Here is a 13277-nt window from a genome sequence, read left to right as displayed (position 1 = left end):
TAGTCATCACCATTTCACGAGGCGCTCATGCTGTCCGAGGAAGAATTGGCTTTGATTGAGGCGATACGCGAGTGCGGCAGCCTGTCGCGCGCGGCGGCGCGGCTGGGGAAGGCGCCATCGACGGTGTCGTATAGCGCGCGCCAGCTGGAGGAGCGCTTCGACGCGCTGCTGTTCGACCGCCGCCGCTACCGGCTGGAACTGACGCCAGCTGGCCGCGTACTGGCCGACGAGGCGGCGCGCATGATGCAGGAGTCTTGCCGGGCGACGCAGCGCATCCGCCAGATCGCCAGCGGCTGGGAGGAACGGCTGTGCATCGTCAGCGACGAACTGTTTGAATTTGAAATCCTCGCGCCGCTGATTGCCGACTTCGACCAATTGCAGTCCGGCGTGTCGCTGCGGCTGACCACCGAGGTGCTGGGCGGGACCTGGGAAGCGCTGCGCAGCGGCCGCGCCGGCCTGGTGATCGGCGCCACCAACGAACCGCCGGCGATCCAGGACTTGCGCTGGTTCGAGCTGGGGCAGCTGGAGTGGGTGTTTGCGGTGTCGGCGCGCCATCCGCTGGCGCACGTGTGTGGCCCCCTGACGCGCGAGGCGATCCAGCAGCACCGCGCCGTGGTGGTGGCTGACTCGTCGCGCGAAGGCCAGGGCCGCGCTTACGGCAAACTGAACGGCCAGCCGGTGCTGGCGGTGGCCAGCATGCATGCCAAGATCCATGCCCAGAGTATCGGCCTGGGCGTCGGCTGGCTGCCGCGCAAACGGGTCGCCAGTCTGCTGGCGAGCGGCGACCTGGTGGAGAAAAAAACCGTCGACCAGCGCGAGCCCAATGTCACGTACGTCGCCTGGCGCGGCGATCAGGAAGGCCGCGCGCTGGCGTGGTGGCTGCAACGCTTGCGAGAGCCGCGCCTGACTGCTGCGCTGCTTGCTGGCCGGGATGTCGGCATATGTGACTGAGGCCGCTGCAGGTGGGCGGTGCGCTCTGCTGCTCATAGTGTTGGGCGATGCGCTCAAAGGTGCCATTGTCGTGCAGGGTATTGCAGGCGCTTTGCCATTTCTGCGCTTCGCGGTCTGGCATGCTGCGCGGCGCGGCCAGATATTGGCTGGCCGTTTGCACCCCCGGCCCGATACGCAAATCGTCCACTTTGCCGCCAACACCGCGCTGCTCAAACAGGGCGATGCTGCGCGCCGTGAACCAGACATCGATGCGGCCATTGGCCAGCTTGCGTGCATTGCTCGCTGCCGAGCTGACGGTTTCAATCTGCTGCAGGCCGGCGTGGCGCGCCGCCGATTCCGCCGGACCGCCCAGCAGCACGCCGACGCGCAAATGACGCACGGCCGCCAGCGAGCTGATGTCGTAGGTGGCGCCGCTGCGGGTGACCAATACCAGCTGATCCTCGGCCAGCTTGCACAGCCAGCGGTAGCGCTGTTCCACTTCGGCGAAGCGGGCCAGTGTGGCGAGCGTTTCGGGCTGGGATTCCAGCATCACTTGGGCGCGCCGCAGCGGCACCGGGCGGATCACGTACTCGCCGCCCACGCGGGCGCGCAGTGCGGCCAGCATGTCGTACAGCAGGCCGTGATAGCCGCCGTTGTCATTGTAGGCAAACGGCGCTACGCCGTTGACGTAGATCTGTGCCGGGCTGGCCGGCGCAGCGTGGGCTACACCGGCTAATCCGGCCAAACCGGCCAGCAGCGGCAGCATGATCTGAAGGTGGCGGCGCATGGCATCACGCTGCGGCGAGAGCGAGGCGAGGGCGGTTGCCTGCGCTGATGCTGGCGCGATGCGTGACGGCGTCCGCTTTGCGTGCCGGCCGCCCGGCTGGCGCTGCCGTCACCTCGGGCGCCAGCTTGAACACGCTGACTGCCGCTACCAGCGCTTGCGCCTGATCTTTGAGGCTGCCTGCTGCTGCAGCCGCTTCTTCGACCAGCGCGGCGTTCTGCTGGGTCATATCGTCCATTGCCAGTACGGCGGTGTTGACTTGTTCGATCCCTTCGCTTTGCTCGCGGCTGGCGTCGGAGATTTCGTGCATGATGTGCGCCACCTTGCCGACGCTGTCGACCACTTCCTGCATGGTCGTACCGGCGCGGTCGGCCAGCTCGCTGCCTTGCTCCACTTGCGTTACCGAGTCGGCGATCAGCAGTTTGATTTCCTTGGCGGCCGCAGCGCTGCGATGGGCCAGATTGCGCACTTCGGTTGCTACTACCGCAAAGCCGCGTCCCTGTTCACCGGCACGGGCCGCTTCCACTGCCGCATTCAGCGCCAGGATATTGGTCTGGAAGGCGATGGCGTCGATCACGCCATTGATCTCGGCGATCTTGCGTGAACTCTGGCGGATGCCGTCCATCCGTTGCACCACATCGTGCACCACTGCGCCGCCACGGCTGGCGATGCCGCTGGCGGTGACGGCCAGTTCGTTGGCGCGGCGGGCATGGTCGGCATTCTGGCGCACGGTGGCGGTCAGTTCTTCCATTGAGCTGGCGGTTTCTTCCAGCGCGCCGGCCTGGTGCTCGGTGCGCATCGACAGGTCGGCGTTGCCGTTGGCGATTTCGCCCGATGCCACGCCGATGGTTTCCGAAGTGGTGCGCACATGGCTGACCAGCTCGGCCAGCTTGCCGGTCATCTGTTCCAGCGCAGTCAGCAGCAGGCCGGTTTCATCCGTTGCGGTAGTCCGCGTCACCACGCTGAGGTCGCCGCCAGCCACACGTTGCGCCATCTGCACCGCCTGCTGCAAGGGACGGGTGATCGAGACAGCGATCAGCCACGAGCTAACAGCCACAAATACCACCATCAGCGCAGTCAGCACGCCCATCAGGCGGCGGCTGCTGGCGTAGGTTTCCTCGATGCCAGCCGCCATTTCCTGGATGCGGCGGCGCTGCTGGTCTTGCAGGGCTTGCAGGGTATCGCCGTAAGCGGTGGCAGCCGGGCGGAATTGTTGTTCCAGCACTTGGTCAGCCTCGGCCGCCTTGCCGTCTTTCTTCAGCTGGATCGCCTGGTTGCGCAGCGCCATGTAGTTCTGGCGTACGGCCAGCAGCTGCTGCCACAGCTGTTTTTCTTCCGGGGTGTTGATGTGCTGCTCGATTTGCTGTTGCAGCGCCGTGGATTGCCGCGTCGATTCGGCGACTTCCTCGGCAAAGAAGGCCGCCAGGCTGCCGTCGTTGTTTTTGACGATGGCGAGGTTGCGGCGGATGCCGGCGTAAATGATGCGATTCCAGTCGCTGACCAGGCGTTCGGTGGCCAGCGGTTCGTCCAGCAGCTCGCGGCTGGCTTCGGCCACGGCGCTCAGGCGCGACAGCGCCACACCGACCGCGAATAGTGCGCACAGCAGGAGTACCGCGAAACCCATCAGCAGGCGCTTGGCAATGCTCAGTTTGCTCAGTATCGACATCATATTCTCCCCAGAAGTGGGATAACCGTGGAGATCAGGCTAGCATCCGCCCGTGCGGCAAAAATTGGCCTTATTGGCAAGCTTTCCTGTCGAGCGGGTGGTTTCCCTCTGGGGCGGCGGTGCGCACCGTCCAACCCGTTCGAAGCTATCGAAGGGTTGCAGCGGTTTGGTGAAACGAGCGCTTATCTCAAGCGCGGCCCAGCGTAGGCCACGCGGTCTCCGCCACACGCATGGCGTCGGCCAGGTAGTTCACCATCGAGGCGACCTTGGCCGAGACGGTCGAGTGCTGGTAGTACACCGCATGCACCGGCTTGAGCCTTTCCTGCGTCAGCTGCGGCAGCACTTCCACCAGCCGGCCTTCGGCCACATCCACCGCCGTCATGAAGTCGGACATGCTCATGATGCCCATGCCTTGCAGTGCCAGCTGGCGCAGGGTTTCGCCGCTGGGCGAGGCCAGTGTCGGCGTGATTTGCAGCGGCTTGCCGTCGGGACGCAGCAAGGGCCATTGGTTGAGCATCTCCAGCTCGCTGAAGCCGAGCAGCTCGTGCCGCGCCAGGTCGGCCACGGTGTGCGGCGTGCCGTAGCGGGCCAGGTAGCCGGGGCTGGCGGTCAGGCGGATGCGGGTGTGGCCGAGCAGGCGGCTGTACAGGGTCGAGTCTTTCAGCTCGCCGATGCGGATGGCCATATCCACGCGCCGCTCCAGCAAGTCGATAAAGCCCTCGTTGCTACTGAGCTTGAGCTCGACCTTGGGATGCAGGGCGCGATAGCCGGGCATCAGCGGCACCATCACATGCAGCATGAAAGGCGTGACCGCATCCACCCGCAGCGGCCCGGACAGCTGGCCGCGCCGCTCCATCATGCGCTCTTCCGCGCTGCAGACGGATGCCACGATGTCGCGCGCGTCCTGGATGAAGGCGTGGCCCTCGTCGGTCAGGTCGAGCCGGCGTGTGGTCCGGCGCAGTAGCGAGGTTTGCAGCTTGTCTTCCAGCCGTGCCAGCAAGCGGCTGACGTTGGATACCGGCTGTCCGAGACGGTCGGCCGCAGCCGTCAGGGAGCCGCTGTCGACCACCGCCAGGAATACCGATAGTTCATCGAGCACGAGTTTCATTTTTCCAGAATCAGCAAAAGTATTTTGAGGATTATGCACTTTATTTGGGAAAGTCGTTTCCTCATAATGCTCTCATCAGAAATCTCTCCGGGACTACCCACATGAACACCACTACTGCTTCAGAACGCAGCGCCGCCTTGCCCTTGCTGGCGCTGGCCATCGGCGCTTTCGGCATCGGCACCACCGAGTTTGGCCCGATGGGCATGCTGTTGACGATTGCGCAAGGCGTCAACGTGTCGATTCCCACCGCTGGCTTGCTGGTGTCGGCCTACGCCATCGGCGTCACCATCGGCGCGCCGTTCATGACACTGTTGCTGGCGCGCTGGCCGCGCCGCAAAGCGCTGATCGCCCTGATGGCGATTTTCACCGTCGGCAACCTGCTGTCGGCCTTCGCTCCCGGCTATGCCAGCCTGCTGGCGGCGCGCGTCATCACCAGCCTGACCCACGGCGCCTTCTTCGGAATCGGCTCGGTGGTTGCTGCCGGCCTGGTGCCGCGTGAAAAACAGGCCAGCGCGGTGGCGGCGATGTTCCTCGGCCTGACCATCGCCAACATCGGCGGCGTGCCAGCCGCCACCTGGCTGAGCGACGCCATGGGCTGGCGCGCATCGTTTGGCGCCATCAGCGCGCTGGGCGTGCTGGCCATGGCTGCCTTGCTGCTGTTTCTGCCACAAGGCAGCGCCGGCCAGGCGCCAGATGTGCGCAAGGAGTTGAAAGTGCTGCTGCAGCCGGTCGTGCTGCAAGGCTTGCTGACCACGGTGCTGGCGTCGGGCGCGACCTTCGCGCTGTACACCTACATCAATCCGGCGCTGCAATCCTTTACCCATGCCACGCCGGGCTTTATTACCGCCATGCTGGCGTTGATCGGCATTGGCTTCACCATCGGTAATTCGGTCGGCGGCAAGCTGGCCGACCGCTCGATCAACAAGACGCTGGTCGGTTTCCTGCTGCTGGAAGCGGCCACCATGCTCGCCTTCCCGTGGCTGGCCCAGACGCCGGCTGGCGCTGCGGTAGGCTTGCTGGTGTGGGGCATCGCTGCCTTCGCACTGGTGCCGCCGGTGCAGATGCGCGTGATGCGCGCTGCCACCGAAGCGCCTGGCCTGGCGTCGTCGGTCAATATCGGCGCCTTCAATCTTGGCAATGCGATTGGTGCAGCGCTCGGCGCCGCCGTGCTGAACGCCCACCTCGGTTATGCAGCGGTGATGTATGCCGGCGCCAGCCTGACTGTGCTGGCCCTGCTGCTGGTGCTGTGGGGCGCCCGCCAAACCGGCGCGCAACCGGCGGGCGCGCTGGCTGCCGAATTGCACTAACGAGGCAATTGGTAACAAACTTATTCAGCACGGGCATGGTGCGCCGAAACGGGCTATATTGTTCGCATGAACTACTGTGAAGGAGAAGCACCATGCGCCTGTTGAATAAATCCATATTGGCCGCCGCTGCGGCGATGCTGGCCACCAGCGCCGCCTGGGCGCAAGTCTCCGTCAGCTACGTCAAGCCGGAAGACTTCAGCGACGTGCCGCGCGGCGTGATCGACCGTGACCGCACGCTGCAGCAATTTACCGACTACTTCAAGTCGCTGGAGAAGAAGCTGCCCGCCGGGCAGTCGCTGAAGATCGAGGTGCTGGATATTGACCTGGCCGGCCGCCTCTATCCGCGCCGCGCCGCCGAAGACATCCGCGTCATGAATGGTGGCGCCGACTGGCCGCATATGCACCTGAAATACACGCTGGAGCAAGATGGCCAGGTGCTGCGCAGCGGCGATGAAGAACTGTCGGACATGAATTACCAGAACCGCTTCGGCGCCCATTTCGACAGCGATCCGCTGCGCTATGAAAAGCAGATGCTGGACGACTGGTTCAACAAATCCATCGTCCCTAAAGTCGCCAAGCGCTAAGCCTTAATCGAGGCGGTTCACTTTCGGGAACTTGGCCAGGAACTCCGGCGGCATGGGGGTGACCTGGCTGCTCTTGTAGTTGAAGAAGACGAAGCCATACTTGGCCATCGCCACCAGCTTGCCGTCGCGCGGACGGCTGATGCGGAAAATGATGTCGCCGCCGTACTGGTTGAAATCCATTACCCCCACTTCAAACACCAGCTGGTCGCGCGCATGCGCTTCGGCGCGGTAGGTGGTGGCCAGGTCGGTGATGATGATGCCAACGCCATCGGCGCTGGTCTCCTGCACGCCGTGATCGTACAGGAAGCGCGCCCGTGCTTCCGAGATCATGGAAATCATCGAGTCGTTGCCGAGGTGGTTGGCGCCGTTAATGTCGGTCACCCGCACCGTCAGCTGGGTGGAAAAAATAAACAACTCGTCCGGGAAATCCAGTTTCAAACGCGCCATGATGTAGTCCTCAACAATGATGCCGCCATTTTAACGCAGCCGGCAATAGCTCTTTCGTGGTAAGACCTCAGCTGTAATAATGTGTACGATCTAGCCACCAACCTTGAAAGGATGCGCAATGATCTACGGTCTCACCTATTTGGGCGTGCTGCATACTTTGATCAGCCTGGTGGCGGTGGCGGCGGCCGTGGTCGCCTTCTTCCGCGACAAGGGCATCGATCCCGGCAACTCCCTCGGCAAGCTGTACCTCTGGACTACGGTGCTGACCTGCGTGACGGGCTTCGGCATTTATCAACATGGCGGTTTTGGCAAACCGCATGTGCTGGGCATCATCACCTTGCTGGTGCTGGCCGCAGCGTGGAAGGTCAAGTCGCTGAAGGTGACCACGGTCCTGTATTCGCTGACGTTTTTGTTCCACATGATCCCGGCCGTGACCGAAGCCTCTACCCGCCTGCCGTATGGCGCGCCCTTGCTGGCCAGCGCCGAGGCGCCCGAGCTAAAAGGCGTGACCGGCGTGCTGTTGCTGCTGTTCCTGGTGGGCGTGACTTTGCAGCTACGGCGCCTGAAAGCGCTGGGAAAATAGATGCAAACGCTACCGTAATATGTCACCATGCAAGCTAGCCTTTGAGGGAGCGAGCATGGAGAGCAGCGCCTTGCAGGAACCCGAAGCCGAGCAACGGCGCTTGGCTGAACTGTCCCGTTACGCCATCACGCTGGACGAATCCGACCCCAAGCTGGACCTGATTACCGAACTGGCCATCAAATCGGTGGGCGCGGATATCGGCGGCATCAGCATCGTCTACCAGTCGCAGATCTGGCTGCCGTCGCGCGTGGGCGTGGAAGTGCGCCATGTACCGCGCGCCGGTTCCTTCTGCACCTGGGTGGTGGGCGCCGCCACCGAATCCGATTTTTTCGAAATAGAAGACGCCGATGCCGATGCGCGCTTCCGCACCAATCCGCTGGTTACCAACGCACCATTCCTGCGCCATTACGCCGCCGTGCCCTTGCTGGGCGCGCGCGGCTACCTGCTGGGCACTTTGTGGGTGATGACGGCGCGCCCGCGCAAGCTGGCGCGCGAGCAGCGCATGATGTTGCAGGGCATGGCCCGGTTGGTGGTTGACACGCTGGAGCTGCGCTACTGCGATGAAGTTACCGGCATGTCCAACCGCCACGTGTTCCTGCACCACCTGCAGCTGGGAGTGGAGCAGACCACGCTGTCGCACGTGGTGGTCGGCTACGTCAACCTGGCCGGCTTCCGCCGCCTCAATGATGTGTTCGGCCGCCTGCAGGGCGACCAGGTACTGCGCGAGATGGGCCAGCGGCTGGCCGGATGGGCCGGACCGGAAAACCTGGCCGGCCACCTTGGCGGCGACCATTTTGCGTTTGCCCTGTTTGGCGACCGCGACGAGCATGCGATCCAGCTGGAGCAGCTCAAGGACCTGCTCAGCGCGCCGTTCTTGCTGGGGCAGGGCGGCGCCCACACGCTGCACGCGCGGGTCGGCATCGAGCATCACGACACGCCGTACACCGGCTCGGCGGTAGCGCTGCTGGATGCGGCCGATACGGCCTCGTCGTCGATAGTCGGCCACCTGCAGCGCACCACGGTCAAGGAATACGGCGCCGAGCTGCTGACGCGCTCGCACATGGTGTTCGAGCTGCAGGGCGCGCTCGACGGCGATGCGCGCCACGGCGTGCTGATGGCGCACTACCAGCCGCAGGTCGATTTCACGCACGGCACCTTGATCGGCATGGAAGCGCTGGTGCGCTGGCAGCACCCGGTGCGCGGCATGGTGTTCCCGAACAGCTTTATCCCGCTGGCGGAGAGTACCGAAAAAATCTACCAGCTCGACATGCTGGTGCTGGTGCAAGTGTGCCGTGATATGCGCGGCTGGCTCGATGCCGGCTTGCCGGTGGTGCCGGTGTCGCTGAACTTCTCGCGCCGCTCGCTACTGCATCCGCAAGTGATTGCCGACCTGACCGCCGAGCTGGAACGTTACGCCATTCCCGGCCATATGCTGGAGTTTGAAGTGACCGAGAGCCAGCTGCTGGAAACGGTGGAGCTGGTAGCGCCGCGGGTGGCAGAATTCCGTGAACTGGGAGCGCGCATTGCGGTCGATGATTTCGGCACCGGCTATTCCAATCTGGATGCGATCAGCAGCTTCCCGTTCGATCGGCTCAAGGTGGACCGCCAGTTTGTCAGCGGCGTGGCCGGCAGCGAGAAAGTGGCCGGCCTGTTCCAGCTGATCCAGGGCATCTCGGAACTATTCAAGGCCGAGCTGCTGTGCGAGGGGCTGGAAGAGGAGGCCGACCTGCTGTGGCTGGCCGCGCATGGGGCGGACCGCGTGCAAGGCTGGTACTTCAGCGCAGCGCGCACCCCGGATGCCATCGTGCGCATCCTGACGGCGCTGCGCGACCGCGCGGCCGATGAACAGCCGCTGTCGGTGGCGCAGCTGCGCGCGCTATTGCAGAATTAGATCTGCTCGCTCAGGAACACCAGCGAATTGCCGCGTGCTTCGGCGGCGGCGCGCTGGTGGTACGAACCACGGTGGTTGCAGTTAAAGCCGTGTTCGGCGCCTTCGTAGACGTGGATCTCAACCTGCTCATTGTCTTCAAAGCGTTCGGCGATGCTCTTCACCGCGTCCAGCGGGATGTGGCTGTCGGCGGCGCCGAAGTGCATCAGCACCGGCACCTTGATTTCCGGTGCGCGGTCCAGCGCGTTCTGGATGCCGCCGCCGTAGTAGGCCACGGCTGCATCCACCAGGCCGTTGGCCGCAGTGTGGTAGGACAGGCGGCCGCCGAAGCAGTAGCCGACCGACGCCACTTTATCCACGCCGTCCAGGCTGCGCAGCACTTTGATGGTGGCGGCGATGTCTTGTTGCGCGATGGCGAAATCGGTGGCTTGCATCAGCGCGACGGCGCGTTGCCAGTCGTCGCCATCGTAGCCCAGTTCGATGCGGGCACCCTGGCGCCAGAACATGTCCGGCGCCAGCACCACGTAGCCGTCGGCGGCGTACTGGTCGGCGACGTTGCGGATATGCTGGTTGACGCCGAAGATCTCTTGCAGCAGCACGATGCCCGGACCCTTGCCGCCGCGCGGCAGCGACAGGTAGGCGCCGAACTTGCCGTCGCTGGTTTCAATATCGATCCACTGGGAATTGGTTTCCATGATGTTCCTTGCTGGGTGGTTCAGAAAGTGGGCATCCTACTCTGTTTTGCGGCTTAGTATATTTCGCGCGTGTAAATCACCGGTCCGGAGCGGTAGACGCCGAAGGTGACGCGCCCGGTGGTGCTGGGCAGGAAGGGAATCAGGTCGGTAGTGCTGTTTTTCAAAATGACATCGGCCGATCCGATGCCGCTGATGGTCGGCGTCGGCGCCGCCAGCGTGAATTTGCCGGTGCCGTTGGTGATCGTCAGCAGCGAGTTGGTATCGTACAGCTTGAGCGTGCCGCAGTAACCGGCCAGCGCTTTCTGGCAATTGCTGAAGGTGATGTAGCTGCTGATTTTGCCGGCACTGGTGGCCTGCGCCAGCGGGTTGGACACGTAACCGCTCGACAAGAAATACTGGGCGCTGACCGGCACCGGCAGCGACGAGGTCGGCGAGCCATAGGCATTGGTCACCAGCAGGCGGCCATTGACGACGGTCAGCGGCGCTTCCACGGAATTGCCGGCTGAGGTGCGCAGGGAGCTGACACCGTCGACATCGTTGGCGCGCAAGTAGATGGTGACCGGCAGCGGGCCGGGGCTGGTAGCAAGGTAGGTGCTGGTGAACACGTAAGCCGGCAGATTGGCGGTGCTGACGCCGGTCATGTCCAGCGTGCCGGTGCCGCTGGTAAAGGTGTAGCGGGCGGGTGCCGGGGACGGCACTGGTGGGCCTTCCTGGCTCCAGCTAAACGCGCCTTTGCTGTCCACGGTGCTGCCACCCTTGGCCGTCATGGCTTGCAGGGTGATGGCTTTGGCCAGCGATCCGGCGTAATTGGCGGTCAGCGCCGGCGTGGCGGCGCCGTTGTAGGCCAGAACATTCACGAAGAAGTTCTGTTTCGAGTGCGTGAAGGTGGTATTGCCGCTGCACGGATAAATGCTGGACGTTGGCGACGGGCAGGCCATGGTGGCAAGATTGGCCGGCGTGCTGCCGGTGTTCGCCACCAGCACGGTATCGAAGTGGTCGGGCACGAAGCGGGCGACGTATAGCGTGCCGCTGGTCTGAAAACTGGCCAGCGTTTGTCCGAGGTAGTAGGGCAGCGGCGTGGCGGTGCCGTCGTCCAGCGAAACCACCAGCTTGGTATAGCCAACGTCGTCGAAATTGGCGCTGGCGCTGCTGGCGCCGCTGGTGAAGGCCGGGAAGGCATAGGTCAGTGCACCGCTGCTGCCGGTGCCTGACGGCACTGGCGCCGCGATCGGCGAGTCATTTCCTTTGTTGACAGTCGGCGTCACCTTCACTTTCGACGCCGTGGTCTCCTTGCCGAAGTTGGGCGTGGCCGTGCCGTTGTAGTTGACGGCAGTAACGGCTAGCGTGAACGCCTCGCTGGCCTTGGCAAACACGGTATTCGGCATGGCGTTCTGCGCATTGGAGTCGAGGGTGATGGTGTTGGCGGCATTGGTGGCGGTGACCCGGAAGCGCGCCGGCGCGGCATAGAACGTGCCGTTGCCGACGGCGCCGAGGCTGGAGGTGGCATAACTGGCGCTGATGCCGACCATGCCAACGTCGGCATACGACAGCGCAGCCGTGGCCTTGCCGCTGGCGTCGAAGGTCAGCGGCACCGGCACTGTAGCGCCAAACGCATTGGGGCCGCAGGCGGCGTTTTTCGAACCGATGCCGACGGTCAGCGTGCCGCTGGTGGGATTCTGGTAGCTGCACGCCATGTCCACGTTCACCGTCTTGTTGGCGATTAGCGGCACGCAGCTGGGCTGGCCGGACGAGGCGGTCAGCGCCTGGACCGTGACCAGCACGCCGGGCGTCAGCGAGACGTGGTTGGTGGCGGTAACGGTCAGGCCGGTGTCCGTGAACACCATGTCGCACGCCGCACCGCTGCCGCTGTTGACGCAGGTGGTGGCGTTGGTCACGCCGCTGGCGGTGGCCGACAGCGTGTAGGTGCCGGCGGTCTTGGACTGCACCGTGGCCGCGCTGTTGACGCCGCCGCTGACGGTGAAGGTCTGTCCGCCCGGCTGCAAGGTGACATCGATATTGCTGGTGAAGTTGGGCGCGGTGCAGGCGGCGTTGGCGCAAGCGGTCACGGTTACGGTCTGCGGCTGGCAGGTCAGGGCGCTGCCGCTGTGGTTGATCTTGAAGTGATGCGGCATGCCGGCCGGCGCTGCGCCGCAGGTCGGGTGATAGTTGGGATCGGCCGTGGTCACGCAGCTGCAGCCCGAGGCACTGGGGCCGGTGCAGGTGATGGTCTTGGAGACGCTGTCGCCCCAGTCGATGTAAATCGCGTTGACCGATGCGTTGCCGTTGATGGCGGCGCTGCTGGAATGCATGGTGACGTTGTGCGCCGACAGGTCGCCGTTGATGCTGGTGCCTGAACCCATGTCGACATCGCCGGTCATGGTGGCGCTGCCGTTGATCACGGCATTAGAGGCGCGCAAGGTCAGCGAACCGCCGGTGACGCTGCCGGTGATGGTCACGCCGCTGCCGACGTCGAGCGAATTGCTGGCGCTGATATTGCCTGTGACCGTGCTGTTCGATGGACTCAGCGTGACGGTCGGCGAGGTGATGTTGCCGGTCACCGTGCTGCCCGACGCCAGCGTGAAAGAGGTGGTGGCGTTGACATTGCCGGTGATGTAGACCGGCGAGGTACTGGTAATGGTGGTGCCGCTGACGTTGCCGCCCACGGTCAGGCTGGAGCCCATGGCCACCGTGGTGGCGGAGGTGATGGCGCCGCCGATGGTGCCGGGCGAGTTGGTCTTGACCGCGTTGGCCGTTACGCTGCCGTTGATCTTGATGCCGGAGCCGAGGTCGGCCAGGCCGCTGACGGTGACGTTGCCGGTGATGGTGTCGCCTGAGTTGGTGCTGATGCTGCCGGCCACCACCGAGCCGTTGATGGTGGTGCTGGAGCCCAGCGTGAAGCTGCCCGCCGCCTTCAGCGTGCTGCCGCCAGTGCTGACGTTGCCGGGATTGATATTGGACAGGTCGATGCTGCCGCTGCTTTGCAAGGCGCCGCCGCTGTTGATGGTCAGGCCCTGGTTGTAGCTGGGCGAGAAAGCAGACGTCACCACGGTATAGCCGCTGGAGATGACGACGAAATCGGTGGCGCCCATGGCAATGCCGGCGGCGCAATTGTAGGTGCTGCCGCTCAGTGGGCAGGCAGGGATGCTGCTACCGTCGAAGTTGATGTTGGCCGCCGAGGCGCTGCCCATCAACATGGTTAAAACGATAAGCCACACGAATTTGATGCAGTTGGATGTCATAGATCACCTGGGCATGTCTGCCTGAATTATAGGCGGACATGCTGTG

At 64.1% G+C, this 13277-nt stretch carries 10 protein-coding genes; 5 read left to right on the top strand and 5 right to left on the bottom strand.

Annotated elements, in window-relative coordinates; genetic code table 11:
- Nucleotides 1-27: 27 nt before the first annotated feature.
- Nucleotides 28-951: a LysR family transcriptional regulator gene (locus GTP46_RS00555; RefSeq protein ID WP_161004701.1), complete on the top strand. Its 924-nt coding sequence runs from the start codon at nucleotides 28-30 to the stop codon at nucleotides 949-951.
- 770 nt (nucleotides 952-1721) lie between these two features.
- Here GTP46_RS00555 and GTP46_RS00545 read toward each other — a convergent pair.
- Both GTP46_RS00545 and GTP46_RS00540 read right to left on the bottom strand, forming a co-directional pair.
- The gene (locus GTP46_RS00545; protein WP_161004699.1) at nucleotides 1722-3383 is read right to left on the bottom strand and encodes a methyl-accepting chemotaxis protein; all 1662 of its coding nucleotides are present in this window, start codon (nucleotides 3381-3383) and stop codon (nucleotides 1722-1724) included.
- Between the two features lie 184 nt (nucleotides 3384-3567).
- Nucleotides 3568-4488, bottom strand: a complete 921-nt coding sequence (locus tag GTP46_RS00540; RefSeq protein WP_161004698.1) for a LysR family transcriptional regulator — start codon at nucleotides 4486-4488, stop codon at nucleotides 3568-3570.
- Nucleotides 4489-4589: 101 nt separating this feature from the next.
- Between GTP46_RS00540 and GTP46_RS00535 the strand changes: the two genes are divergently transcribed.
- Together GTP46_RS00535 and GTP46_RS00530 are read left to right on the top strand one after the other, a co-directional pair.
- The gene (locus GTP46_RS00535; RefSeq protein WP_161004697.1) at nucleotides 4590-5795 is read left to right on the top strand and encodes an MFS transporter; all 1206 of its coding nucleotides are present in this window, start codon (nucleotides 4590-4592) and stop codon (nucleotides 5793-5795) included.
- Between the two features lie 92 nt (nucleotides 5796-5887).
- Nucleotides 5888-6379, top strand: a complete 492-nt coding sequence (locus tag GTP46_RS00530; protein WP_161004696.1) for a DUF3016 domain-containing protein — start codon at nucleotides 5888-5890, stop codon at nucleotides 6377-6379.
- 3 nt (nucleotides 6380-6382) lie between these two features.
- Here the strand turns inward: GTP46_RS00530 and GTP46_RS00525 are convergent, their stop codons facing one another.
- Nucleotides 6383-6826 (bottom strand): thioesterase family protein, encoded by a 444-nt coding sequence (locus GTP46_RS00525; RefSeq protein WP_161004695.1) that lies wholly within the window; start codon nucleotides 6824-6826, stop codon nucleotides 6383-6385.
- Nucleotides 6827-6944: 118 nt separating this feature from the next.
- Here GTP46_RS00525 and GTP46_RS00520 point away from each other — a divergent pair, with 118 nt between their 5' ends.
- Both GTP46_RS00520 and GTP46_RS00515 read left to right on the top strand, forming a co-directional pair.
- The gene (locus tag GTP46_RS00520) at nucleotides 6945-7409 is read left to right on the top strand and encodes a hypothetical protein (protein ID WP_161004694.1); all 465 of its coding nucleotides are present in this window, start codon (nucleotides 6945-6947) and stop codon (nucleotides 7407-7409) included.
- A 55-nt stretch (nucleotides 7410-7464) separates the two neighbouring features.
- Complete coding sequence (locus GTP46_RS00515) at nucleotides 7465-9300, top strand: GGDEF domain-containing protein (RefSeq protein ID WP_161004693.1); 1836 nt, start codon at nucleotides 7465-7467, stop codon at nucleotides 9298-9300.
- Here the strand turns inward: GTP46_RS00515 and GTP46_RS00510 are convergent.
- Nucleotides 9297-9992, bottom strand: a complete 696-nt coding sequence (locus tag GTP46_RS00510) for a dienelactone hydrolase family protein (protein ID WP_161004692.1) — start codon at nucleotides 9990-9992, stop codon at nucleotides 9297-9299. The two genes, GTP46_RS00515 and GTP46_RS00510, sit on opposite strands and share 4 nt — an antisense overlap.
- A gap of 53 nt (nucleotides 9993-10045) precedes the next feature.
- On the bottom strand, nucleotides 10046-13231 hold the full coding sequence (locus GTP46_RS00505) for a DUF6701 domain-containing protein (RefSeq protein ID WP_161004691.1): 3186 nt from the start codon (nucleotides 13229-13231) through the stop codon (nucleotides 10046-10048).
- Nucleotides 13232-13277: the final 46 nt, after the last annotated feature.

This window comes from Duganella flavida, assembly GCF_009857445.1.
GTDB classification, from domain to species: Bacteria; Pseudomonadota; Gammaproteobacteria; order Burkholderiales; family Burkholderiaceae_D; genus Rugamonas; species Rugamonas flavida.
The sequence above is the reverse complement of the archived record's forward strand: the minus strand, read 5'-3'. Positions and strand labels throughout refer to the sequence as shown.

Coding starts and splice junctions, on each gene's coding strand:
- GTP46_RS00555 (WP_161004701.1), top strand. CDS start 28: ATGCTGTCCGAGGAAGAATTGGCTTTGATTGAGGCGATACGCGAGTGC.
- GTP46_RS00545 (WP_161004699.1), bottom strand. CDS start 3,383: ATGATGTCGATACTGAGCAAACTGAGCATTGCCAAGCGCCTGCTGATG.
- GTP46_RS00540 (WP_161004698.1), bottom strand. CDS start 4,488: ATGAAACTCGTGCTCGATGAACTATCGGTATTCCTGGCGGTGGTCGAC.
- GTP46_RS00535 (WP_161004697.1), top strand. CDS start 4,590: ATGAACACCACTACTGCTTCAGAACGCAGCGCCGCCTTGCCCTTGCTG.
- GTP46_RS00530 (WP_161004696.1), top strand. CDS start 5,888: ATGCGCCTGTTGAATAAATCCATATTGGCCGCCGCTGCGGCGATGCTG.
- GTP46_RS00525 (WP_161004695.1), bottom strand. CDS start 6,826: ATGGCGCGTTTGAAACTGGATTTCCCGGACGAGTTGTTTATTTTTTCC.
- GTP46_RS00520 (WP_161004694.1), top strand. CDS start 6,945: ATGATCTACGGTCTCACCTATTTGGGCGTGCTGCATACTTTGATCAGC.
- GTP46_RS00515 (WP_161004693.1), top strand. CDS start 7,465: ATGGAGAGCAGCGCCTTGCAGGAACCCGAAGCCGAGCAACGGCGCTTG.
- GTP46_RS00510 (WP_161004692.1), bottom strand. CDS start 9,992: ATGGAAACCAATTCCCAGTGGATCGATATTGAAACCAGCGACGGCAAG.
- GTP46_RS00505 (WP_161004691.1), bottom strand. CDS start 13,231: ATGACATCCAACTGCATCAAATTCGTGTGGCTTATCGTTTTAACCATG.